At 70.2% G+C, this 23,229-nt stretch carries 29 protein-coding genes; 13 read left to right on the top strand and 16 right to left on the bottom strand.

What is annotated here, in order from left to right:
• Positions 1–5 precede the first annotated feature (5 nt).
• The 6 genes from BJP60_RS07240 (at position 6) to BJP60_RS07215 (ending at position 3,585) form a co-directional block, all read left to right on the top strand.
• A complete protein-coding gene (locus BJP60_RS07240) occupies positions 6–422 on the top strand; it encodes a pyridoxamine 5'-phosphate oxidase family protein (protein ID WP_203138625.1) in 417 nt (138 codons plus the stop codon).
• Positions 423–576: 154 nt separating this feature from the next.
• Complete coding sequence (locus BJP60_RS07235; protein WP_203138623.1) at positions 577–1,392, top strand: hypothetical protein; 816 nt, start codon at positions 577–579, stop codon at positions 1,390–1,392.
• Positions 1,393–1,498: 106 nt separating this feature from the next.
• Positions 1,499–1,717 (top strand): hypothetical protein, encoded by a 219-nt coding sequence (locus BJP60_RS07230; RefSeq protein WP_203138622.1) that lies wholly within the window; start codon positions 1,499–1,501, stop codon positions 1,715–1,717.
• A gap of 19 nt (positions 1,718–1,736) precedes the next feature.
• Complete coding sequence (locus tag BJP60_RS07225) at positions 1,737–2,402, top strand: hypothetical protein (protein ID WP_203138621.1); 666 nt, start codon at positions 1,737–1,739, stop codon at positions 2,400–2,402.
• A 212-nt stretch (positions 2,403–2,614) separates the two neighbouring features.
• Entirely contained in the window at positions 2,615–3,058 is a 444-nt protein-coding gene (locus BJP60_RS07220; RefSeq protein ID WP_203138620.1) for a GNAT family N-acetyltransferase, read from the top strand.
• A gap of 101 nt (positions 3,059–3,159) precedes the next feature.
• Positions 3,160–3,585, top strand: coding sequence for a hypothetical protein (locus BJP60_RS07215; RefSeq protein ID WP_203138619.1), 426 nt, complete (start codon positions 3,160–3,162; stop codon positions 3,583–3,585).
• Positions 3,586–3,597: 12 nt separating this feature from the next.
• Here BJP60_RS07215 and BJP60_RS07210 read toward each other — a convergent pair whose 3' ends face one another.
• Positions 3,598–4,500, bottom strand: coding sequence for a histidine phosphatase family protein (locus BJP60_RS07210; protein WP_238439614.1), 903 nt, complete (start codon positions 4,498–4,500; stop codon positions 3,598–3,600).
• 124 nt (positions 4,501–4,624) lie between these two features.
• On the opposite strand from BJP60_RS07210, the gene BJP60_RS15250 reads away from it, so the two are divergent.
• On the top strand, positions 4,625–4,870 hold the full coding sequence (locus BJP60_RS15250; RefSeq protein WP_238439613.1) for a hypothetical protein: 246 nt from the start codon (positions 4,625–4,627) through the stop codon (positions 4,868–4,870).
• Positions 4,871–4,900: 30 nt separating this feature from the next.
• Here the strand turns inward: BJP60_RS15250 and BJP60_RS07200 are convergent, their stop codons facing one another.
• The 9 genes from BJP60_RS07200 to BJP60_RS07160 form a co-directional block, all read right to left on the bottom strand.
• Positions 4,901–5,380: an HIT family protein gene (locus tag BJP60_RS07200; protein WP_203138615.1), complete on the bottom strand. Its 480-nt coding sequence runs from the start codon at positions 5,378–5,380 to the stop codon at positions 4,901–4,903.
• 91 nt (positions 5,381–5,471) lie between these two features.
• Positions 5,472–5,900: an ester cyclase gene (locus tag BJP60_RS07195; RefSeq protein ID WP_238439612.1), complete on the bottom strand. Its 429-nt coding sequence runs from the start codon at positions 5,898–5,900 to the stop codon at positions 5,472–5,474.
• Positions 5,901–5,911: 11 nt separating this feature from the next.
• On the bottom strand, positions 5,912–6,385 hold the full coding sequence (locus BJP60_RS07190) for a DUF1990 family protein (protein ID WP_203138614.1): 474 nt from the start codon (positions 6,383–6,385) through the stop codon (positions 5,912–5,914).
• A gap of 90 nt (positions 6,386–6,475) precedes the next feature.
• Entirely contained in the window at positions 6,476–7,171 is a 696-nt protein-coding gene (locus BJP60_RS15445) for a transglycosylase family protein (protein ID WP_269467746.1), read from the bottom strand.
• A 187-nt stretch (positions 7,172–7,358) separates the two neighbouring features.
• Positions 7,359–7,862, bottom strand: coding sequence for a GNAT family N-acetyltransferase (locus BJP60_RS07180; protein ID WP_203138613.1), 504 nt, complete (start codon positions 7,860–7,862; stop codon positions 7,359–7,361).
• Positions 7,859–8,254 carry a VOC family protein gene (locus BJP60_RS07175; protein WP_203138612.1) on the bottom strand — a complete coding sequence of 132 codons (396 nt, stop codon included), beginning with the start codon at positions 8,252–8,254 and terminating at the stop codon, positions 7,859–7,861. Before BJP60_RS07175 ends, BJP60_RS07180 begins: the two co-directional genes overlap by 4 nt.
• Before the next feature lie 38 nt (positions 8,255–8,292).
• Positions 8,293–9,042: a formylglycine-generating enzyme family protein gene (locus tag BJP60_RS07170; RefSeq protein WP_203138611.1), complete on the bottom strand. Its 750-nt coding sequence runs from the start codon at positions 9,040–9,042 to the stop codon at positions 8,293–8,295.
• Between the two features lie 40 nt (positions 9,043–9,082).
• Positions 9,083–10,162, bottom strand: coding sequence for a DNA polymerase IV (locus tag BJP60_RS07165; RefSeq protein WP_203138607.1), 1,080 nt, complete (start codon positions 10,160–10,162; stop codon positions 9,083–9,085).
• A gap of 3 nt (positions 10,163–10,165) precedes the next feature.
• Complete coding sequence (locus BJP60_RS07160) at positions 10,166–10,585, bottom strand: pyridoxamine 5'-phosphate oxidase family protein (protein ID WP_203138602.1); 420 nt, start codon at positions 10,583–10,585, stop codon at positions 10,166–10,168.
• 101 nt (positions 10,586–10,686) lie between these two features.
• Here BJP60_RS07160 and BJP60_RS07155 point away from each other — a divergent pair, with 101 nt between their 5' ends.
• From BJP60_RS07155 to BJP60_RS07130, 6 genes are all read left to right on the top strand, one after another.
• Positions 10,687–11,436 (top strand): alpha/beta fold hydrolase, encoded by a 750-nt coding sequence (locus BJP60_RS07155; RefSeq protein ID WP_203138600.1) that lies wholly within the window; start codon positions 10,687–10,689, stop codon positions 11,434–11,436.
• Entirely contained in the window at positions 11,433–12,107 is a 675-nt protein-coding gene (locus BJP60_RS07150) for an esterase/lipase family protein (protein WP_203138599.1), read from the top strand. The genes BJP60_RS07155 and BJP60_RS07150 overlap by 4 nt, the downstream gene beginning before the upstream one ends.
• A gap of 72 nt (positions 12,108–12,179) precedes the next feature.
• Positions 12,180–12,737, top strand: a complete 558-nt coding sequence (locus BJP60_RS07145; protein WP_203138598.1) for a cysteine hydrolase family protein — start codon at positions 12,180–12,182, stop codon at positions 12,735–12,737.
• Positions 12,734–13,507, top strand: coding sequence for a VOC family protein (locus BJP60_RS07140; protein WP_203138597.1), 774 nt, complete (start codon positions 12,734–12,736; stop codon positions 13,505–13,507). Before BJP60_RS07145 ends, BJP60_RS07140 begins: the two co-directional genes overlap by 4 nt.
• A 43-nt stretch (positions 13,508–13,550) precedes the next feature.
• Complete coding sequence (locus tag BJP60_RS07135; RefSeq protein WP_203138596.1) at positions 13,551–14,051, top strand: pyridoxamine 5'-phosphate oxidase family protein; 501 nt, start codon at positions 13,551–13,553, stop codon at positions 14,049–14,051.
• Positions 14,052–14,076: 25 nt separating this feature from the next.
• Positions 14,077–14,508: a methyltransferase domain-containing protein gene (locus BJP60_RS07130; RefSeq protein WP_238439611.1), complete on the top strand. Its 432-nt coding sequence runs from the start codon at positions 14,077–14,079 to the stop codon at positions 14,506–14,508.
• A 4-nt stretch (positions 14,509–14,512) separates the two neighbouring features.
• Here the strand turns inward: BJP60_RS07130 and BJP60_RS07125 are convergent, their stop codons facing one another.
• From BJP60_RS07125 to polA, 6 genes are read right to left on the bottom strand one after another with little or no spacing between them, the layout of a single operon-like run.
• Positions 14,513–15,538 carry an LLM class flavin-dependent oxidoreductase gene (locus BJP60_RS07125; RefSeq protein ID WP_203138594.1) on the bottom strand — a complete coding sequence of 342 codons (1,026 nt, stop codon included), beginning with the start codon at positions 15,536–15,538 and terminating at the stop codon, positions 14,513–14,515.
• The gene (locus BJP60_RS07120) at positions 15,535–16,329 is read right to left on the bottom strand and encodes an SGNH/GDSL hydrolase family protein (RefSeq protein ID WP_203138593.1); all 795 of its coding nucleotides are present in this window, start codon (positions 16,327–16,329) and stop codon (positions 15,535–15,537) included. The genes BJP60_RS07125 and BJP60_RS07120 overlap by 4 nt, the downstream gene beginning before the upstream one ends.
• A 37-nt stretch (positions 16,330–16,366) precedes the next feature.
• Positions 16,367–17,716, bottom strand: a complete 1,350-nt coding sequence (locus tag BJP60_RS07115; RefSeq protein ID WP_203138591.1) for an MFS transporter — start codon at positions 17,714–17,716, stop codon at positions 16,367–16,369.
• 35 nt (positions 17,717–17,751) lie between these two features.
• Positions 17,752–18,783: an LLM class flavin-dependent oxidoreductase gene (locus tag BJP60_RS07110; RefSeq protein WP_203138589.1), complete on the bottom strand. Its 1,032-nt coding sequence runs from the start codon at positions 18,781–18,783 to the stop codon at positions 17,752–17,754.
• 55 nt (positions 18,784–18,838) lie between these two features.
• The gene (locus BJP60_RS07105) at positions 18,839–20,518 is read right to left on the bottom strand and encodes a DUF885 domain-containing protein (RefSeq protein ID WP_203138588.1); all 1,680 of its coding nucleotides are present in this window, start codon (positions 20,516–20,518) and stop codon (positions 18,839–18,841) included.
• Positions 20,519–20,547: 29 nt separating this feature from the next.
• Positions 20,548–23,178 carry a DNA polymerase I gene (gene polA / locus BJP60_RS07100; protein WP_203138587.1) on the bottom strand — a complete coding sequence of 877 codons (2,631 nt, stop codon included), beginning with the start codon at positions 23,176–23,178 and terminating at the stop codon, positions 20,548–20,550.
• Positions 23,179–23,229: the final 51 nt, after the last annotated feature.

Raw genomic sequence — 23,229 nt, 5'->3', positions numbered from 1 at the left:
AGCGTATGGCTTCGTGGCGCCCCGGCTGGGATCTCTTTCCCGCATCCCTCCTGAGCTTCTGGACCGAGCGGCATCTGTGCACCCTGACGACGCTGCGCGCGGACGGGCGGCCGCACGTGACGCCTGTCGGCGTCGCACTCGACCTCGAGCAGCGCTGTGCCTGGGTCATCACCTCGCGGACCTCGCTGAAGGCCGTCCACATCGGGCGCGACCCGCGGATCGCAGCCTGCCAGGTTGATGGGCGGCACTGGTCGACGATCGAAGGCAGCGCGCAGGTCCTGACTGACGCCGAGTCGGTGCGTCGCGCCGAAGCCCGGTATGCCGAGCGTTATCGCACGCCTCGGCCCAACCCGGAGCGCGTCGCTCTACGCATCGACGTGGATCGCATCGTCGTCTCCCAGAGCTTCGCCGCGGAGATCTGACGGACGCGGGTTGCGCCACTCAAGGACGCCCTGAACGGCCGGCCGGTGGAAAGCTCGTTAGCCGATAATGCACATTATGTCAGCTCAACCAGTTCGACCCAGCGAACCCTACGCCCCCTCCTGCCGAGCTGATGCTGCGGGATACCTTTGCGGCATGGCTGATCCTCGTGTCGTCGTCTCGCCGCGCACGATCAGAGAACCGATGCGCTTCACCCCGTGGGAGTTCGCGCGAGGTGCGATTGCAGCGTGGGTATGCTTCCTCGTTCTCCACCAAGTTCTGCTGCTGTTCGCATTGGCTGGCTATGGCCTCCTGGCTCTGTACGTCACGATTCCCGGGTCAATCGGTGCACTCCTTCTCGGCTCACCGCTCGCATACGGTCTCGGCTGGGTGATGCGTCGACAACCAAAGGTCTCCCGACACTTGTGGGCGTTCGCGGCACTCGGGCTTGCGATCGGTGCCGCGACGACCGCTTGCGGAATCTGGGTGCTTGAAGGGGGAATCTCGGAGGATGGATACGCGGGCGTTGCACTCCCCGCGGTCGTCGCCGCGATCTCTGCAAGCCCGGCCCTCACCCTCGGTTGGTGGTTCACCGCACGCCGCTCCCTCGCCGCCGATGGCAGCGACGCCGTCAATCGTCCCGGCGGAGAGCCGCCCGTCCGCACTGAGCGTGCAACGCGGGTGCGGACTGTGATGGCTTTGGCTTGCGCAGCGTCGGTCTCGACGCTCTTCGCCGTGGCCTCGTTGTTCTTGTCGATCGGCGATGACGAGGCGGAATTCAGCCTTGCGATGAGCGTCTATTGGCAGGTGCTCGCCGCGGTCATCCTGATCGCAGGGATCGTGGTGGCGGCTCGGGCAGGCAGAAGAGCTCCGGCCTCGCTGACATCCATCGGCTTCGTTGCGCTGATTCTTGTCGCGGGCATGTGGTGGGCCCACTCCTCCTACGCGGCCGCGCTGATGTTCGCACCCTGAACGACCACATGCCGAATCAGCGCACTTCCCCGCGCGAATACGCGTTGAGCAGCGCGGATGCCGGTCCTTCAACGTGCCAGAAAACCCGACGTGAGACGATGGCGGCGTGACCGAACCCCTGCGATTCGTCGTCAATGGTGAGGAGTTCGATGTTGTGAGAGACGGCAGCACGATTCACCACACCTGGGTGAGCGGCCCGAATGCAAACTATGGATTCTCGGTCGGAGAATCGGACATCGCAGCGCGCACGGACGATGAGATTCGCTCCGAGATTCGCGCTTTCCTATCCGGGATCGACCCGCGCACCGGCTATCTGGCCGACTGACGGAGGTAGCGTGCGCCGCATGCCCATCGGGAACTCAACCACGTATTCGGCTCTCCGCTGGACTCTTGCGGCTGTGGGGCTGGTCCTTCTGCTCGCCCTCACTGTCACTCTGTTCACCGGCCTCCCCGGTTACCCGATTTTCGTCGTAGGCAACGTCATCCTGGCGACCGGCACCATGGTGCTGTTGGCGTTCCTCTTCGGTAGCGCTTGCTGGACCGCATGGCTCGTGCTCTCCGTGGTCCACTTGGTGGCAGGAACGCCGTCGCTCTCGTCCCGGCGCCACCCTGTCATCCGCGCTCTCGGTCTGTCCGCCGGTGCGATCCCTGCGGCGGCGGTATGGTGCGTGGCGGCGGTTACAGCGCTCGTCGCGAACCTCTTTCCCAGCACCTTCACGATCGCCCCGCAGGAGAGCGCTGCCGGCTGTCGCGTCGTGTTCGGCGCCGTGTCGGGCGCATGGAGCAGTCACGGACGGGTGTACCTGGCTCCGCCCGGCAGCTTCACGCTTGTCACAACCGATGTGAGATGGCGCGACGGCGACGGGAACTTCTTCGATCTGCCCTCGGAAGGCCGCTGGAACGTCGAGTGGCGCGACGATGATGCCTTGATTCAGCTCCGAGCAGCGACCGGTGATCAGGGGTTCAGGGCCACCCGCGCTTCCGCAATCTGCGCGACGCCGGAAGTCTAGGGACCGCAACGCGGCTGCATCGAGCCGACCCTGCTCGGTCGCTCATTTCACTGATCGCCATGTCGGCGGACCGCTTCTCACGCGCCTTTTCAGCAAACGGAGGGGTCCCGATGAGCCGACGACGGCGACAGCCTCCCCATCCGACGGTGAACGGCAAGGCCAGCGGAGCGCGCTCGTAACGTCAGTGCGGGACTCATCTAAGCTCCCGACACATGGCGACAAACACTTACGTCACGATCGCGCAGGCCTTAGATGATGATGACGCACGGCGGGTCGACATGCTCCTCAGGCAACTGTCGTCTAGCGCCATGTTCGATCGAGAACGGGTCGCCGCCATGATCACCTCTCCTGGCGTGGATCTCTTCGTCGCTCGGGAGTCGGGTCGCATCGTCGGAATGGCGACACTTGTGACGTTTCCACTCGTGACGGGCTGGCGCGGCCTGGTCGAGGATGTAGTCGTCGACCGGCACATGCGAGGGCGTGGGGTCGCACGCTCGCTGCTTGAGTCGATCACTGCGGAGGCTACGCGTCGCCGCCTCCGTACGCTCGACCTCACTTCTCGCCCATCACGTACGTCAGCGCTGCGCCTCTATGAGGCTGTCGGCTTCGAGCGGCGCGACACAAACGTTCTCCGATACACGCCCACGCGGGGCTGAGGCACCGGCGCCACTTACCCAGGCGCGTCCCTACCCGCCCGGGAAGTGGTCACCGGCGCCGGGTTGCTGGTGGGGAGAGCGCTTCCCGCTACTGTGACAGCGTGCGGAAGCGATCAGGGGCGCGGGCCATCGCCGTTGTCGGTCTGACCCTGTTCAGCCTGACGGGGTGCGTCGCGGAGCATGGCCCTCTGGACACCGCCAGCACACAGCTTGACGTGCTCCCCGCCGTCGTGGAGACCAGCGGGGACACCAGTATCGACGCAGATTCCGTCCGCTACCAGGGCGCCGACGCTGAGGGCGCGGACTACTACGCCGCAAAAGCGCAGGGCAAGGACAGCAGAGCGGTCGTGTGTCTCGTCGTTGTGGTGTCCTCCACGGGCGAGTGGCTCCAGGCGTGCGGAGACCAGCTACGGATCACTGTCACGTTCGCGAACCGCACCGCGGTCCTGCACCCCTCGGCACCTGTCGGCGAGCTCGACGGAGAGATGGTCGGCGAGTTCGTCAACGTCCAGTTTCCCGGAACGTAGGCATCGACACGTTCAGACCTCGCCGTCGTACGCGCGCTTCCCCAGCGAGACCAGCGTCCGATTGTGGAAGCGGTCGTCCTCCTCCAGGATCGTCACGCTACCGGATGGCAGCTTGAACGCGGCGTACCCGCAGGCGGCGACAGGGATCCGCATCCACGCCGTGATGACCCAGTTCGCGGTTCCGCCGTGCGTGACGACGACACGGTAGTCCGCTTCGATTCGCTCGAGCCGGGCGACCGCGGTGTGTGCTCGTTCCACCCACGTGCGCTTGGTCTCGCTTCCGTCGATCGCCGGGTCGTGATCCAGCCGCTCCCCCTGTGCAGGCGGGAACGCGAATCGCTCGTCAAGCCACGCTTGTGGACGACCCTCCGCGATGCCATACGACTTCTCGCGCAGGTCCGAGTCGAGCTCCGCTTCGATGCCGAGCGCGGCCCCGATGACGGCTGCGGTCTGCGCTGTTCGCGCGAGATCCGAGGACACCAGCTGGATCCTCGCGTCGGCCGGGATGCTGGATCGCAGGAAGGCGGCGATCCGCTCCGCCTGGGCCAGCCCTCGTACGGTGAGGTGCGAGTCGTACCATCCGCCCACGAGGCCATCGACGTGATGCGTCGCCTCCGGATGAGTGACGACATAGAGGCGCTGCACGTCGACGATCCTGCCACGGCTAGCGTGGACACCGTGTCGCATCACGAGATCGCGCGCGCGTACGGGCAGCGCGCCGGTGAGTACGTCGAGCTGTTCGGAACCGTCGATGCGGCACATCCCGAGGACCAGGAGTTGATCGGCCAGTGGGTCCGCACCGTGCGCGGCCCTGTGCTGGATGTCGGCTCGGGCCCAGGACATTGGACGGACTTCCTGTTCAGAGCGGGCGCCACCGCCGAGGGGTTCGAGATGGTGCCCGAATTCTTGACCCATGCGCAGTCCCGGTTTCCAGGCGTGCCGTTCCGGCCCGGGGCCCTTCCGGCGCTCGACGTCCCGGATGCGTATGCGTCGGGAGTTCTGGCGTGGTACTTCCCTGATCCACACGCCACCGGAGGAGATGCCGGCCGCCCTGACCGAGCTCGCACGCGTGACGCGACCTGGCGGAAGCCTGCTGGTCGGCTTCTTCGAGGGCTCGCGCGTGGAGAGCTTCCCGCATGCCGTCGTGACCGCCTACTACTGGCCCACGCCTGTTCTCGCCCGCCTCCTGACCGATGCCGGCTTCGAACCGTCACGATCGGTGTCACGACAGGACGAGGGCGTGCGACCGCATGCCGCGATCGTCGCCCAACGCCGAGACGCCTAGGCGCCGTTCTTGCGATGAGCCCACGCCGTCCTAGAAGCTCGTGGGCAACCGCAGGCGCGCCCGCAGGCGCTCGGCGTACGCCGCCCTCTCATCCGCGGCCACCCAGCGAGCTTCCCGGTGGCGCTCGTACAGAGCGTCGCCCTCGTACCGAGGGAAGACGTGCACGTGCAGATGCCACACATCCTGCTCCCCTGCGGGTTCGTTGTGCTGCCGCACCGAGGTGCCGTGGCAGTCGTACCCATCACGGATGGCGATCGCCACCCGCCGCGTGAGGTCCCACACGGCCCGGTTCTCCTCCGGCGTGATGGAGTACAGGTTCTCGGTGTGCCGGCGTGGGATCACGAGCACCGCACCCGGATTCCCCGGCCACCTTTTCGGAGCGATTCGCGCGAAGGCGTCCTCGGTCACGCCTACGACGTCAGTGGGCTGGTTGTGGTCGTCGAACTGCCCACGTTGGATCCCGCAGAAGGGGCACGCGTAGTGCGCAGGCTCGTGCAAGATCGTCGCCATCGCCCGATCGTGACATGCCCGCCGTCTGACGAGCGGGAATCGCGATCGCCTGTCCCCTCGCGTGCCACGATGGCCGGGATTCGCGTGAGTTCTACGGGGCGATCTGACTGAGCAGTTCGTGGTCGGACGACCCGGTGAACTCGGTGATCCGCCCGTTCGCCACGCGGTACATGGCGAATTCGGCGACGTTGACGTGGCGCCGCGTCGGCGCCACGTCGAGGAAAGCACCCAGGTGCGTGCCGCTCCCCCTCAGGTGCGCCGCGACGCGGTCGTCCTCGACGATGAGCTGGATGCGCCGCCACCGCCAGTCGGGAAACGCGTGGAACAGGGCGTCCAGATCCGCGATCCAGGCGTCGACGCCGCCGGTGAGGTGCGCCCTCCGCACCGACGGGGCGATGAACTCGCGGATGCGATTCGGGTCGTGCCGATTGCAGGCGTCGAGATAGTCCTCGAACCATTCACGCAGCTCCCACGGCTCCACTCCCCCATTATCGAGCCGGTGTGCGAACAGCTCGTGCACGAGGGCCAGGATCAGCGAAGCGCGCGCAGATACCGACGGCGCACGATCCGCTGGACGATCAGCAGCAGCGGGAACGCAACCCGCCACGGGCCCTGCGGAGCCGGCCGCGCGAGCGAGCGCACCGTGAGGTGAACGGCCTCACCGTCCCGGTGCAGGATGAACGCCTCCTCACCGGAGACGGGATGCCCGGGCAGGGTCCGATACGAGAACCCGACGCGCGACTCCTCGGCCACGACGCTCATCACCTGCACCGGCTCGACGATCCGGATCGGGCCCACGTGTGCGACGACGGTGACGCGCCGTCCCTCGGCGACCGGCGCGGTGTCGGCGACCGAGAAGCCGCTGCGGGTCTTGACGGCCCAGCGCAGCAGCTCCGAGGTGGCGCGACGCCACACCAGCTCGCCGGATCCGATGCGCGCGGTCGCCTCGGACGTCCTTCCGCGGCCGCGTGGCGGTGTCCACCGGGGCGCGGCGACGTCGGTCATGCTCGCGATTCTCGCATCGTGCGGCCCCTCCGCAGACGCGTGTGGGCGCGCGCCCCGGAGGGGACGCGCGCCCACACGATCGCGCGGTGATTACTCCGCGGGCAGGACGAGCTCCTGACCCACCTCGATGAGGTCGGGGTTGGAAATGGTGTCCTGGTTGACGGCGAAGATGCCGAGCCAACCGCTCTCGACGTCGGCCTCCTCGGCGATCGCGAACAGCGAGTCGCCGGACTCGACCGTGACGGTCTCGTCCGAGGCCTCCACGTCGGGCAGCGTGTACGTCGGCGCGGCGGGCGCAGCCGGAGCGGCAGGGACCTGCGCGGCGCCGCCGTCCGTCACCGGCGCGGCCGGCGCCTCCGCCGCGGGCGCCGGGGCGGGCGCTGCCGCGCTCGGCTCCGCCGACCCGCTCGCGCCGATCTGTGCCGAGCAGCTGGGCCAGGCGCCCCAGCCCTGCGTCGCGAGCACGTTCTCGGCGACGCGGATCTGCTCCTCGCGCGAGGCCGCGGCCGGGCTGCCCGAGCCGCCGTTCGCCTCCCACGTGGACTGCGAGAACTGCAGGCCCCCGTAGTAGCCGTTGCCTGTGTTGATGCCCCAGTTGCCGCCGGACTCGCACTGCGCGAGGGCGTCCCAGGTCCCCTCGTCCGCGGCGTTGGCCGCGGAGGGCACGAGCACGCCGGCCGTGGCGGCCAGCACGCCGGCGGCCAGGAGCCCGCCGCGCGCCATCCGCGACGAACGGGAGCGGGCGTCGATTCGGGTCTTCTTGTTCAGGATCACTCGGAACTCCACGGTCCTGTCTCGATCGCCGACATGGTCGCGATCGTCCGCCCGACCGGAAGGGTAGGTTCCGGGCACGAGGGACTCTGGGGGCGGATGCGACAGCGGTCCCTCGCGGTTCGACGTGCCACCTTACGCGCAGGTAACGGGGAGGTAACAAACGGATCCAGCGCATTGCCAGGAAGCGGACACCCCGCACTCACCGACCGAGCGGCAGCTCCATCTCCACCTCGTCACCGTGCGGCGGGAGCTCATATGGACGCCGATTGCCCGTCGGGACGAAGCCGCGGCGCGCGTAGAACGCCGCCGCACGCGGGTTGTCCGCATGCACCTCCAGGCGCAGGGTGTCGCCCTCGCCGCGGGCCCACTCGATCACCGCGTCGAGCAGCGCATCCGCGACGCCGGTCGCCCTGCTGCGCCACCCGGGGTCCACGAAGACGCTGATGAGCATCGGCCCGCGCGCCTGCGACACGTATCCCCGCATGATCCCGATCCAGGTGCCGTCTTCGGCCACCGCGACGAAGGACGCGTTGTGCGGCTCCTGCCCCCGCCCGGCACGCGAGCGCCACTCCGCCTCCGGGATGCGCAGGCTCGCCTCGTACGTCTCCCCGTAGGCAAGCGGGGTGTCCTGCAGCATGCGCAGCCGGATGTCCCGGAACGCCTCCCAGTCGTCGGCGGTGATCTCGGCCACGGTGAAGCTCATCCGGTCACCGTATCGCTCCGGCGCGCCCAGCCGTCCCACTCGGCGGAGTCGACGACGCAGAACCGGTTGCCCTCCGGATCTTCCAGGATGACGTAGTCGGCATCGTCCGGACGTCCGTCCCACTGCACCTCCGCCGCACCCAGTGCGCGCAGCCTCGCCACCTCGGCCGCCTGATCCTGCGCGTAGAGATCGAGGTGGATGCGCGGAGGAAGGATGCGCTCCGATCGCATGGTGTCCAGCGACACGTTCGGCCCCGCCCCCGTGCGCGACACGAGCACCACGAAGTCGTCGTCGTGCGGGTCGCGCACGACGTAGTCGAGGGCCTGCGTCCAGAAGGCCGTCTGCGCCGCGATGTCGTCGACGCGGAGGACGATGGAGCCGATGATGAGCATGGCGTCACGCTAGGCGAGCCGGGAGCGCCGGTCGAGGGTCATCGGCGCGGCGTCCAGCCGGGAGGCAAGGGTCCATCCACGGCCGCGCGCTCGCGATCGGCCGCCTCCGACCACCCTTGCGCGCCGCGCACCGTGTCGAAGCCGCCGCGCGCGACACGGAAGCCGAGGTCGTCGTGGTGCATGCGTGGGCCGCCGCCCCGCCGCACCGACGCGCGCACGTTCCACGCCTCGTCGGCGAAGCCCCCGCCGCGGAAGACGCGATAGTCCCCGTACCGCGCGGGGTCCAGCAGGTCCCAGCACCACTCCCACGCGTTGCCGAGCGTGTCGAACAGTCCGAAGAGGTTCGGCATCTTGCCGCCGACGTCGCGCGGCGCCCGCAGGCCGTCGGCGGCGGTCCACGCGATGTCCTTCAGGGGGCCGTAGTGCGGCCCCGAGGAACCGGCACGGCAGGCGTACTCCCACTCGGCTTCCGTGGGGAGACGGTACCCGTCTGCATCGACGTGCCACACCACGTCCTCGCCCTCGAACGAGTATGCGGAGTCGAGCCCTTCCCATTCCGAGGCCGCGTTGCAGAACCGGATCGCCCGCTGCCAGCTCACGTCCACGGCGGGCCTGCGCGGGTGCGGATGCTCCTCGCCCTCGCCGATGAGCTCCGAGAGCTGCTCCTGCGTCACGGCGTAGACGCCGATCTCGAACTCCTCCAGGAGCACCCTGCGCCGTTCCTTGCGGCGCGCGTCGTGGAGCGTGACGGCGCCGGCCGGGATACGCGCGAGCTCGAGATCCTGCATCCCTCCATCCTCCCCGCACGAGGCGGGGCATGGCACCGCGTTACAAGCGGCCGCGCACCGGCGTGCGTTCGACGCCGTCACCCTCGGAAGGCATCACCATCTCGGCGCGCACGCCCAGGAGCCGCACCTCACGCTCCTCGAGCGTCGCGCTCAGCGCCACCGCCGCCTCGACGACCTCCTCGCGCCGTGTCGTCGGCGCCGGGAGCTTGCGTCCCAGCGTCTTGGTCTCGAACGGCGCGTAACGAACCTTCAGGTGCACGCGCATGACGGCCCGGCCCTCGGCGGCGCAGTCGTCGAACGCTTGCCCAGCGAGCACGCGCACGGCGTCCGCGACCTCCGCCTGCGTCGTGAGGTTGCGCTGGTAGGTGGTCTCACGGCTGTGGCCGCGCGCGATCCACGGCGAGTCGTCCACGACGGCGGGGCCGAGCCCGCGACCGAGCTCGTGGTACCAGACGCCCATGCGGGGGCCGAACTCGGCGACGAGCTCGGACGGCGACGCCTCCGCCAGCTGAGTCACGGTCGTGATGCCGTGCGCCGCGAGACGCTTCTCGACCTTGGCGCCCACACCCCACAGCGCGCGGGTCGGCCGGTCGCCCATCACCTCGAACCAGTTCGCCTTCGTCAGGCGGAACACCCCTCGTGGCTTTCCGAACTCCGTGGCGATCTTCGCGCGCACCTTGTTGTCGCCGATGCCGACCGTGCAGTGCAGGCGCGTGCGCTCGAGCACGGCGGCCTGCGCCTGCCGTGCGATGTCCTCCGGGTCGTCCGTGCTTACGCCGAGGAAGCACTCGTCCCAGCCGAGCACCTCGACCACGACGCCCGGCAGCGCCCGCAGCGTCCCCATGACTCCCTCGGAGACCTCCGCGTAGGCGGCATGATCCACGGCGAGGAAGACGGCGTTCTCCGGCGCCTTGCGGGCCGCGATCTTCAGCGGCATGCCCGATCCGATCCCGAACGCGCGTGCTTCATAGGAGGCCGTGGACACGACCGCCCGCTCGGTCGGGTCTCCCCTGCCGCCGACGATCACCGGAAGCCCCGCCAGCTCGGGGCGTCTGAGCACCTCCACGGCGGCGATGAACTGGTCCATGTCGACGTGCAGGACCCACGGCTGCGCGCTCATGGCTCAGGGCAGCGGGATGTCGGCCGACAGCCAGTGCTCGGGGCGCATGTCGATCGCGACCTGAGGGCCGAAGGACGCAGACGCATCGAGATACGGTCCGACTGCATCGTCCGGCAGATAGCGCCGCACCATGGGCTCTTCGATCTCGCGCGTCACCTCCTGGACCCGCACGACCGGCCCCTCGACGCTCACGTATCGCGGCTGCGGTGCGTACCGCTGCGCGAGCAGGCTGAACCGGCCGGCCTCACCGATGAGCCGCGCCTTGCGCGAGTCGGCCGGGGTGATGATCCGCACGTCGCCGCCCGGCTCGTACTGGTACCAGATCGGCACCACGACCGGCGCGCGGTCGTGCGCCGCGACGGCGACGGCGCCGACGTGCGGCTCGGCGAGGAACATCTGCCGTTCGAGGGGAGGAAGCGCCATGCGGACATCGTGGCAATGGCCACCGACATCCGGAACCCCTCTGGCGCGTCCGCCTGTCAAGTCGTCGCTCACAGACGCGCGCATGACGCAAGATGGAGTCCATGCTGCCTGCGCGCCTCCTCGACGTCGACGGTCGGACTTTCCGGGTGTGGTCGTCGCAGCGAGGGGATGCGAAGGCCACGTTCGTGCTCGTGCACGGCATCGGGATCTCGCACCGGCTGTTCTCCCGCCTGCACGGCGTGCTGAGCGCTCGGCACACCGTCCACACGCTCGATCTGCCGGGCTTCGGCGGCCTCCCCAAGCCCGACGACTCGCCGGACGTCGCCGAGATGGCGGCGGGGATCGCGACCGTGCTCGGGCGGATCGGCGCGGGGCCCGTGGTCGCGGTCGGCAACTCGATGGGTTCCCAATGGGTCGTCGAGCTCGGCGCCCAGCGTCCCGATCTCGTGAGCCATGTGGTGACGATCGGTCCCGTCGCCGACGCGCGCCACCGCAGTCCACTGGCGCAGGCCACGGCCCTCGGCGCCGACATGCTGCGTGAACCGCCGACCGCGAACACCCGAGTGCTGATGGAGTACGCGCGCTCCGGAGTGCGCTGGTATCTGCAGCAGCTGCCTCACATGCTCTCCTACCGCATCGAGGACCGCGTGGCCGACCTCGCGCAGCCTCTGCTCGTGCTGCGCGGCGGGTGGGATCCGATCGCGGGGCGCGAATGGTGCCGGCGGCTGCGTGACGGGGCGCGCCGCGGACGGATGGTTGAGGTGCCGCGGCACCCTCACCTGGCACAGCACACATCGCCGCGCGCCACCGCCGCAGCGCTCGAGTGGTTCCTCGACGAGGAGGGCACGTGACGAAGATCCTGCAGCGGCTCGGATGGTGGGCCGCCGACTACGCATACGCCGCGGCCTGGCAGGCGCGCTCGTTCGCGAACCGGACGGATCCGCTCTGGTTCCGCACCGGCGACCGCGCGCCGATCGTGATCGTCCCGGGCGTGTACGAGTCGTGGAAGTTCCTGCAGCCGCTCGTGGTCGCGCTGCACGATCGCGGGCATCAGGTGCACCTGCTCGATCCGCTGCGCCACAACCGGCAGCCGGTCGCGGACGGCGCCCGGATCGTCGCCGACTACCTCGATAAGCACGATCTGCGCGACGTCGTGATCGTCGCCCACAGCAAGGGCGGCCTGATCGGCAAGCACGTCATGGCGCTGGGGCCCGCGACGCAGCGGATCTACGGCATGGTCGCGGTCGCGTCGCCGTTCGGCGGCTCCCGCTACGCCGACCTGATGATGTTGCCGACGCTGCGCAGCTTCTCCCCGCGCGATGCGACCATCCAGGCGCTGGCACGCGAGACGGCCGTGAACGCGCGCATCGTGTCGATCTACGGGCGCTTCGACCCCCACATCCCGGGCGGCAGCGAGCTCGCGGGCGCGCACAACGTGGTGCTCGAGACCGGCGGCCACTTCCGCATCCTGGCGCATCCCCGCGTGATCGCGGAGGTCGCGGCCATGGCCGAGCGCTCCTGATTGGCAGGATTCCGGCGCGTCGCGACCGCGGATCGCGAGACGTCGGCGCGGGCGCGGGTGTGGAATGAAGGCATGACCACCGCCCTCGTCGTGATCGACATGCAGCAGGGGTTCCTCGATCCGTCCTGGGGACCCACCACGAACCACCCGCAGTGCGAGGACAACGTCGCCCGCCTGATCGGCCACTGGAGGACGCAGGGCGATCCTCTCGTCGTCGTGCGGCACGACAGCGTGAACTCCTCCTCTCCCCTGCACCCGGGCGCGCCGGGGAACGCGCTGGTGGATGTCGTCGCCGCGACGACTCCGGATCTGCTCGTGACCAAGACCGTCAACTCGGCGTTCTACGGCGAGCCCGATCTGGCCGCGTGGCTGCGCGAGGCGCGCCTCTCGCGCATCGTGCTGTGCGGCATCCAGACCAACATGTGCGTCGAGACGACGGCGCGGATGGGCGGCAACCTCGGCTTCGACGTCGTCGTGGCGCTCGACGCGACCCGCACGTTCGACCTCGCCGGTCCCGACGGTGCCGTGACCCCCGCGGATGCGCTCATGGCGGCCACCGCGACGAACCTGCACGGCGGCGGCTTCGCGACGATCGCCTCGACCGCCGACCTGATCGGCGCGACGGCATGACGACGCACCAGCTGCGCGTCGTGGTCGAGGCGGAGGACTACGACGCCGCCCTGCGGTTCTACCGGGACGTGCTCGGCCTGCCCGAGCAGGAGTCGTATCACGGCGACGGCGACGCGCGCGTATCCATCCTGGACGCCGGACGCGCGACGCTCGAGCTGTCGAACCCGGCGCAGGTCCGGATGATCGACCGCGTCGAGACGGACGGCGACCGCAGCGAACGGATGCGGCTGGCGTTCGAGGTCGACGACACGGCGGCGACGACCGACGTGCTCGCGGCCGCCGGAGCCACCGTGACGGCGACGCCGCGCGAGACGCCGTGGCGCTCGCTCAACGCACGTCTGCGCACCCCCGGCGACCTGCAGGTGACGCTGTTCCAGGAGCTCGAGACGCTCCAGGAACGGGCAGCGCGCCCCGGATTCCGCACGGAGCCGGACGACGTCGCCACCGTCCTCGACCTCGAGCGCGAGCTGCAGACGTCCGACCTCCGGCACGATACCGCCCGCCTGGAGCGGCTGATCGCCCCCGATTTCGCCGGGATCGACGACTCCGGACGGGCGTGGGATCACGCCGGCATCGCGGATGCGCTCACGCGCGACGCGCCTGCGGCGACGGACATGCAGGATCTCGCAGGCCATGCGATCGCCGACGGCGTCGTCCTCGTGACGTGGGCGTCCGTGCGGCACGAGCGCCGTGCGCGCCGCAGCTCGCTGTGGCGGCGGGATCCGGACGGCTGGCGCCTCGTGCACCATCAGGGCACGCCCCTGGCCTGACCCGCGCCCGGCGATGTCGGTGGCCGGCCTTACGCTCGCGCGCATGTACGAGTCACCCGAGGAGATCCAGGCCCTGCAGCGGCTGCTCGACGCATCGCATCGCGGCGGCACCGCGCATCTGCGCACGATCATCAGCGGCGATCATGTGCTCGACGCCGCGCAGCTCGTCGACGCGCTCAGCGGGATGAAGGTGCTCGCGCTCTCGACGGTCACGGCGAAGGGCGAGCCGCGCACCAGCGCTGTCGACGGCCACTTCCTGCACGGCCGGTGGACGTTCGGCACCGACGGCCGCGCAGCGAAGGCGCGGCACATCGCCGCGCGCCCCGCCGTGAGCGCCGCGCACGTCGAGGGCGAGCGGCTCGGCGTGTTCTGCCACGGCACGGCGGTGCGCCTGACACCCGACGATCCGTCCTGGCCCGAGACGATCGACCACTGGTCTCGCCATTACGGCTCCGACCCGACGACGTGGGGCGACGACGTCCGGATGTACCGGATCGAGCCGTCGTTCATGGTCGGCTACCGCGGAGCGGGCGCGGGTGACTGACCTCTCGCCACGGCTCCGCGCCGTCGTGGACGCACTGCCGCTCCGGCCCGGGCTGCGTGTGCTGGAGATCGGCGGCGCGCCCGGAGCCGCGGCGCGTGCGGTCGCCTCCGCCGTCGGCGATGGCGGCCATGTGCTGGTGGTCGATCGGTCCGCGACGGGGATCGCCCGCACCGAGGCGACCTGCCGCGCCGAGATCGAGCGGGGCGCGATCAGCGTGCTCGTCGGCCGCGTGGAAGAGCTCGAGCTGCCGCCCGGGACGGCTCCCTTCGACCTGGTGTTCGCCTGCCGGGTCGGGGTTCTGGACGGCCGGCACCCGCGCGACCACCCCTCCGCGATCGCTCGCCTGCGGGCGGCCACCGTCCCCGGCGCGCGGCTGTACGTGGACACCGGCACCCCGCTGGTGGAGGTGGATCTGCACGCATCCGCGTTGCCGACGGCCGATCCCGACGGCAGCTGAGCGCTCAGCGCCAGCCGAGCGCGGGCGCGACCTCCGTCAGGATCGACTCGATCAGGTGCGTGTTGTAGTCGACGCCGAGCTGGCTGGGGATCGTGATCAGCAGCGTGTCGGCCTCGGCGACAGCCTGGTCGCGTCGCAGCTCCTCGATCAGGGCGTCGGGTTCTGCCGCGTACGAGCGCCCGAAGATCGCGCGCGTGCTCGCGTCGATGTACCCGATCTGATCCTCGTGGTCGCCCCCGCCGACGAAGTACCGGCGGTCGCGATGATCCGTGATCGCAACGATCGAGCGCGACACCGAGACGCGCGGCTCGTAGCCCCAGTCGTGCTTCGCCCACTCCTCACGGAACAGCCGGATCTGCTCCGCCTGCTGCACGTGGAAGGCCTCGCCGGTCTCGTCGTTCTTGAGCGTCGAGCTCATGAGGTTCATGCCGCGCTCGGCGGCCCACACCGCAGTGGCGTTCGAGCCGGCGCCCCACCAGATGCGCTGCCGCAGGCCCTCGCTGTGCGGCTCGAGCCGCAGCAGGCCCGGCGGATTGGGGAACATCGGGCGAGGGTTCGGCTGCGCGAAGCCCCGGCCCTCGAGCAGCTGCAGCAGCAGCTCGGTCTTGCCGCGCGCCATCTGCGACCCGTCCGGATCGTCGTCCGCGCTGCCGTACCCGAAGTGCTTCCAGCCGTCGATCACCTGCTCGGGTGAGCCACGCGAGATGCCGAGCTGCAGGCGGCCCTCCGAGATCAGGTCAGCCGAGCCGGCGTCCTCCACCATGTAGAGCGGGTTCTCATAGCGCATGTCGATCACGCCGGTGCCGATCTCGATGCGCGACGTCTTCGCGCCGACGGCGGCGAGCAACGGGAACGGCGAGCTCATCTGCCGCGCGAAGTGGTGCACGCGGAAGTAGGCGCCGTCCGCGCCGACGTCCTCCACGGCCTGGGCCAGGTCGATGGACTGCAGCAGCATGTCGCTCGCGCTGCGCGTGCCCGACTCGGGGTGCGGCGTCCAGTGGCCGAAGGACAGGAACCCGATCTTCTTCACGACGGGTCCAACCCCTCGGACGCATGAGTCATTCCGCCGGGCCGGAGCTCCTGCCACTGGGCGAACTTCGGCACACGGCCGTCTCCCGACGAGGTGCGCGTCAGCCTGCGCCGCAGCCACGGCCCCACGTGCGTGCGGTAGTACGCGGCGCCGCGCAGGCGCACGCCCGAATCGTCGAGCGGCAGCGACCACCACTCCGGGTCGGGCTGGAGCCCGAGTGCCGTGAGGACGCGAGCCGCCACGCGATGGTGACCGCGGGTGTTCATGTGCAGCCGGTCCTGCGACCAGTACGGCGCACGCGCGAGCTCGCGATCCGGCCAGTTCAGGGCACGGACGACGTCGTCGCGCCCCGCCATGCGGGCCTCGACGGCGGCAGACAGCTGATCGCCGCGGCGCCGGACCAGACCGCCGAGTGGCAGCCCTTCGGTCGGATCGGCACCCGAGAGCAGGATCAGCGTGACGCCCTCCTCGTCGCAGCGCCGCAGCACGTGCGAGAACGCGTCGGCGATGCGCGAGATCGGCGTGCGCGGGCGCAGCATGTCGTTGCCGCCGCCGTTGAACGACAGGTGGGTCGGCCCCAGCGCGAGCGCCGCCTCGAGCTGCTCCTCGACGATCGGCCACGCCAGGCGGCCGCGGATCGCGAAGTTGGCGTATCGGATGGGTTCACCGAGCGCGTCGGCCCACCCCTGCGCGGCGAGATCCGCCCAGCCGCGCGGCGTGCCGTCCGGCAGCTCGTCTCCCACGCCCTCCGTGAAGGAGTCCCCGATCGCCGCGTAACGCACGTCCGCCATGGCGGCAGTCTATGCCGCCGCCCGCATGCGGCCCGGGTCAGCCGACCGGCAGGCGCTCCTCGAGCGCGGCGCCCTTGCGCTCCGCCAGCGGAACCGCTCCGAGCGCGGCGATGGCGAAGAAGATCGAGAACACCGTGAACAGCAGCGGGGCGCCGCCCACGCCCATCGCCCACGGCACGAACAACGGCGCCACGATCGACGCGATGCGGCCCACCGCGGCCGACCAGCCCGCGCCCGTGGCTCGCAGCGCCGTCGGGTACAGCTCGGGCGTCACGGCGTACAGCGCGCCCCACGCGCCCAGGTTGAAGAAGGACAGGGCCATGCCGGAGGCGATGATCTGCCACACCTCGGTCGAGCTTCCGAACAGGATCGCGGCGACGGCCGAGCCGACGAGGAACGTCGCGAGCGTCGCGCGCCGCCCCCACACCTCGATCAGCCAGGCCGCGACCGCATATCCGGGCAGCTGCGCGAGCGTGATGATGAGCGTGAAACCGAACGATCGCACGAGATCGAAACCCTGCGCGAACAGGATCGACGGGATCCAGATGAAGGCGCCGTAATAGGAGAAGTTCACGCAGAACCAGACGAGCCAGAGGGCGGCCGTGCGGGTCCGGAGCGTCGGAGCCCACAGCGCGGCGACCGCGGCGAGACCTCGCGGAGCGGGCGGGGCGTGGACGATCTCGGCGGCGACGTCAGGCGACGCGACACGCGGGACGGAGCGGCCGGCGGAGGCCTCGAACTGCCGGACGATCGCGTCGGCCTCGACGATGCGTCCCCTGCTCTCGAGGTAGCGCGGCGACTCCGGAAGGGCCCAGCGCACGACGAGCGCGTAGGCGGCGGGAATCGCTCCCAGCGCGAACGCCCACCGCCAGCCGTCCTCGAGCGGGACGACGAAGTACCCGATGAGCGCCGATGCGGTCCAGCCGACGGCCCAGAACGCCTCCAGGATCACGACCAGGCGTCCGCGCATGCGCGTGGGCGCGAACTCGCTGACGTAGGTGGACGCGACGGGCAGCTCGGATCCCAGCCCCAGGCCGACGAGGAAGCGCAGCACGAGCAGCGCCGCCACTCCCCCGACGAGCGCGCTGGCTCCGGTCGCGAGGCCGTAGACGAGCAGGGTGAGCGCGAAGACCTGCCGCCGCCCGAGGCGGTCGGCGAGCAGCCCGCCCAGGCTCGCGCCCACCGCCATGCCGATGAAGCCGACCGACGTGATCCAGCCCTTCTCACCGTCGCTCAGGCCCCACTGCGCGCCGAGCGCGGCGATGATGAACGAGATCAGGCCGACGTCCATCGCGTCGAGGGCCCAGCCGATGCCGGATCCCGTCAGCAGGCGCAGGTGCTTGCGGGTGAAGGGCAGGGAATCCAGGCGTGCCGAGGGCGCGGTCATCCCGCCAGCCTAATGGTCAGGACGACCCTTACGCGTCACTCGGCGAGGAGCTCGCGCGCACGCGGCGCGACGACCGTGCCGTACAGCTCGATGCTCTTCATGAGCTTGTCGTGCTCAAGGCCGCCGTTGGCGAACTTGAGATCGAAGCGCGTCAGGCCCAGCGTGCGCACCGTGTCCGCGATCTTCCGCGCGACGCGCTCGGGCGAACCGGCGAAGACCGCGCCGTCCGGGCCCACCTCGTTCTGGAACTGGAGCCGGTTGTAGCCGCCCGCCCAGCCTCGCTCGCGACCGATCTTCTCGCGCAGCGCGGCCATGTCGGGGTACAGCTCATCCCACGCCTGCTCGTCGGTCTCGGCGATGTGACCGGGCGAATGCACCCCGACCGGGGCGGGCTGCTTCTCGAACGACGCGAGGGAGCGGTGGAACAGGTCGACGTACGGCCGGAACCGCGCGGGCGCCCCGCCGATGATGGCGAGCATGAGGCCGAGACCGTGCCGCGCCGTCCGCACGACGGAGTCGGGAGATCCGCCGACACCGACCCACGCGGTGAGTCCGTGCTCGGTCTTCGGGAAGACATCCGCGTCCTTCAGCGCCGGCCTCATCGTGCCCTGCCACGACACGGGACGCTCGGCCAGCAGCTGCACGAACAGGTCGAGCTTCTCCTCGAACAGCGCCTCGTAGTCACGCAGGTCGTAGCCGAACAGGGGGAAGGACTCGACGAAAGAGCCGCGACCGAGGATCACCTCGGCGCGCCCCTGGGAGACCGCGTCGAGCGTCGCGAACCGCTCGTACACGCGCACCGGGTCGTCGCTGGAGAGCACAGTGACCGCCGTGCCCAGCCGGATGTCCGTCGTCACGGACGCGATGGCACCGAGCACGACCTCGGGGCTGGAGACCGCGAACTCGTGGCGGTGATGCTCCCCGATGCCGAAGAACTGCAGTCCCACCTCGTCGGCGAGCTTCGCCTGCGCGACGATGTCGCGGATGGTCTCCGCGTCGGAGAGCCGGGCGCCGTCCGGTCCGCGCGCGACGTCCCCGAAGGTGTCCAGTCCGAGCTCGATGTCCATGTCGCATCCTCCATTCACGTGCATGGAACTGGGAAGCGACCTCGGCTATTCCTGATCAGCCGAGGAGGGCCGTTCTGAGCGTGTCGAGCCCGACGCCACCGAGGTCGAGCGCGCGCTTGTGGAACTCCTTCATGGAGAACTGGTCGCCGCGTGCGACGCGGTACGCGTCTCGCACCTGCTCCCACAGCCGCTGGCCGACCTTGTACGAAGGCGCCTGCCCGGGCCAGCCCAGGTAGCGGTTCACCTCGAAGCGCACGAACTCCTCGGGCATGTTCACGTTGGCGCGCAGGAACTCGAGCGCGTAGTCGGCGTCCCAGGTGCCCTGACCGTCGGGACGCGGCTTGCCCAGGTGCACGCCGATGTCGAGCACGACGCGCGCCGCGCGCATCCGCTGTCCGTCGAGCATTCCCAGCCGATCGGCCGGGTCGTCGAGATAGCCGAGCTGCTCCATCAGCCGCTCGGCGTACAGGGCCCAGCCCTCGGCGTGACCCGAGGTGCCGGCGAGCAGGCGGCGCCAGGAGTTCAGCTGGGCGCGGTTGTAGACCGCCTGGCCGATCTGCAGGTGATGGCCCGGAACACCCTCGTGGTACACGGTCGTCAGCTCGCGCCACGTGTCGAACTCGGTCACCCCCTCGGGAACCGACCACCACATGCGCCCGGGACGCGAGAAGTCGTCGGTCGGGCCCGTGTAGTAGATGCCGCCCTCCTGCGTGGGGGCGATCATGCACTCGAGCGTGCGGATCGGCTCGGGGATGTCGAAGTGGGTCCTGCCGAGCTCGGCCACCGCGCGGTCGCTCGTCTCCTGCATCCACTCGCGCAGCGCCGCCGTGCCGACGAGCTTGCGGGAGCGGTCGGTCTCGAGGTGCGCGACGGCCTCCGCGACCGTGGCGCCGGGCAGGATCTGTCGCGCGATGGACTCCTGCTCCTCGGTCATGCGTGCGAGCTCGTCGATGCCCCACTCGTAGGTCTCGTCGAGGTCGATCTGCGCGCCGAGGAAGCGGCGCGAGTGCAGCGCGTAGAGGTCGCGCCCCACCGCGTCCTTCTCGGTCGCCGCCCGTGCCAGGGCTCCCGTGAGGAAGTCGGCGAGCCGGTCATAGGCCGCCCGCGCCGCTGTGGCCGCGCGCTCCAGATCGGTGCGGAGCGACGCGGGAAGGGATGCGCTCTCCGCGGCCGCGCCGGACACGAGCGAGGCGAAGAATCCGTCGTCGGCGGTGTACCGCGGGATCTGTCCCGCGACCTCCCGCACCTGACGGGCGGCCGGGACGACGCCGCGCCGGATGCCCTCGGCCAGCGTCTCGACGTAGCCGTCGAGCGCGTCGGGCACCGCGTCGAGGCGCCGGGCGATGACGGCCCAGTCCTCGGCGGTCGCGGTCGGCATGAGGTCGTACACCTGCCGCACGTCCTGCGTCGCGGATGCGATCACGTTGAGGTCGCGCAGGTGCCAGCCGGCCTCGTGCAGCTCGGCGGACAGGCGCAGCTCGGCGCCGAGGTCGGTCTGCGTGACGCGGTCGACGTCGTCGACGGGCGTCGCGGCCTCGAGCGCCGAGAGGGTGCGCCGACCCGTCGCGATCGCGTCCTCGTGCCCGGCCGGGCTGAAGTCGTCGTAGCGGTCGTTCGCCTCCGTGCGGCCGATGTAGGTGGCGGCGATCGGCGACAGGCGGACGACCTCGGAGGTCCAGTCCTCCGCGATCCTGTCGATCTCCGTCTGGCGTCGCTCCTGCGGCTGATCCGTCATCCCCGTCCGATCCTTCTCGTCCGCCGCGCTCAGTGCGCGGCCTCGTTCCAGTCCGCGCCGCGCCCGACCTGCACGTCGAGCGGCACCGTGAGGTCGGCGGCCGTGCCCATGCGGTCTCGGACGATGCGCTCCACGTCGTCCCACTCCCCCGGCGCGACCTCGACCACGAGCTCGTCGTGGATCTGCAGCAGCACCCGCGAGCCCATGCCCCGCAGGTCGTCGTGGATGCGGAACAGCGCGATCTTCATGATGTCGGCCGCGCTGCCCTGGATGGGGGCGTTGAGTGCGGCACGCTCGGCGTTCTCGCGCAGCTGCCGGTTCGGGCTGGTGAGATCGGGGAAGGGCCTGCGGCGACCGAAGATCGTCTCGGTGTAGCCGTCGACGCGCGCCTGCGCGACGGATGCGCGCAGGTAGTCCCGCACCGCTCCGAAGCGCGCGAAGTACTCGAGCATGAGCGACTTCGCCTCGGACTGCTCGATGCGCAGCTGCTTGGAGAGGCCGAACGCCGACAGTCCGTAGACGAGGCCGTACGACATGGCCTTCACCTTCGTGCGCATCGCCGGCGTGACGTCTTCTGGCGCCACGCCGAAGACCCGCGCGCCGACGAAGCGGTGCAGGTCCTCGCCCGAGTTGAACGCCTCGATCAAGCCCGGATCGCCCGACAGGTGCGCCATGATCCGCATCTCGATCTGCGAGTAGTCGGCGGTGAGCAGCGCGTCGTAGCCGTCGCCCACCTCGAAGGCGGCGCGGATGCGTCGGGACTCCTCCGTGCGGATCGGGATGTTCTGCAGGTTCGGGTCGGTGCTCGACAGGCGGCCGGTCTGGCTGCCGGTCTGGACGTACGTGGTGTGCACGCGTCCGTCGGCGCCGATCGCGGCGTCCAGTCCGTCGATGATCTGCTTGAGCTTCGTCGCCTCGCGGTGCTGCAGCAGGACGTCGAGGAACGGGTGGTGGGCCTTCTCCTGCAGGTCGGCCAGGGCGGCGGCGTCGGTCGTGTAGCCCGTCTTGGTCTTCCGGGTCTTCGGCAGCTGGAGCTCTTCGAACAGCACCTCCTGCAGCTGCTTCGGCGACCCCAGGTTCACCTCGTGCCCGATCGCCGCGTACGCCTCCTGCGCGAGGGCCTCCGCGCGACCGCCGAGCTCCCCCGAGAAGCGGGAGAGCTTGTCGTGCGAGACAGCGACACCCGCGAGCTCCATGTCGGCGAGCGTCACGAGCGTCGGCAGCTCGATGTCCGTCAGAACCGACAGCACCGCCTCGGGCAGCTCGTCGCGCACTCCGGCGGTCACGCGCAGCGCGTACCAGGACAGCTGCCCCGGCGTCGCGCCCTCGTTCTCGGGGACGAGCTGCGACGGATCCGCCTCCGGCAGCTTCTCGCCGAGGTAGCGCTCGACGAGGTGCCCGAGGGTGCGGTCGGGGAAGCTCGGGCGCAGCAGCCACCCGGCGATGATCGGATCGAAGGCCAGGCCGCGGAGCGCGACCCCCGCGCGGCCAAGAGCCTTCACCTGCGGCTTGGCGTCGGCCATCACCTTCGGGATCGCGTCCGAGCCGAGCCACGGTCCCAGTGACGCCCCGAGCTCCTCGGACCATGAGGCCTCCACGGCTTCCGACGCCGTCGCGAGCCCGATGCGGTCGGGACGGCCGCCCTGGATCACGACCGTGACGCCCACCTCGCCCTCGGCGGCCTCAGCCCACGCGGTCAGATCGGCCGCGCTCAGCTCGCGCGGCGCCGGAGCCGGCTCGGCGGCCGCCTGCGGCTCTTCGTCGGCGACCGCGCCGGCCGCCTCGAACACGCGCGGCAGCAGCGTCCGGAACTCGAGCCGCGCGAAGATGTCGCGCACGGCCTGCGCGTCGAGCGGCTTCGCCGCGAGATCGTCGAGCTCCACCGGCAGCTCGACGTCGCGCAGCAGGCGGTTCAGCCGGCGATTGCGGCGGACGTCCTCGATGTGCTCGCGCAGGTTGCCGCCGACCACGCCCTTGATCGTGTCGGCGCCGTCGAGCAGCGCGTCGAGCGAGCCGAACTGGGTGAGCCACTTCACGGCGGTCTTCTCGCCCACCTTGGGGACGCCGGGGAGGTTGTCGCTGGTCTCGCCGACCAGCGCCGCGATGTCGGGGTACTGCTCGGGCGCGAGACCGTACTTCTCGACCACGGCGGCGGGGTCGTAGCGCTTCAGCTGCGACACGCCCTGGACCGACGGGTACAGCAGAGTGATCTCGTCCGTGACGAGCTGGATCGTGTCGCGGTCACCCGAGCAGAGCAGCACCCGGTAGCCGTCTGCCGCGCCGCGCGTCGCGAGCGTCGCCAGGATGTCGTCGGCCTCGAAGTCGGGCTTCGTGAGCACCGTCACGCCCATCGCGTCGAGGCACTCCTGCAGCAGCGGGATCTGCCCCTTGAACTCGCTCGGCGTCTCGGTGCGATTGGCCTTGTACTCGGTGTACTCGCGGGTGCGGAACGACTCGCGCGAGGTGTCGAACGCGACGGCGAGGTGCGTCGGCTTCTCGGCTTTGATCAGGTTGACGAACATCGACAGGAAGCCGTAGATGCCGTTCGTGTGCTGCCCGTCCTTCGTCGTGAAGTTCTCGACGGGGAGGGCGTAGAACGCCCGGTAGGCCAGGGAATGGCCGTCGACGACGAGAAGGGTAGGCTTTGCGGAGTCCGTCACCCTGCAAGCCTAACGAGGCCCAGGGACATACCGAGGAGCCTGCTTGTCCGC

This window comes from Microbacterium sp. JZ31, from assembly GCF_016805985.1.
Taxonomy (GTDB): domain Bacteria; phylum Actinomycetota; class Actinomycetes; order Actinomycetales; family Microbacteriaceae; genus Microbacterium.
This window is presented reverse-complemented; position numbering and strand designations above follow the sequence as displayed.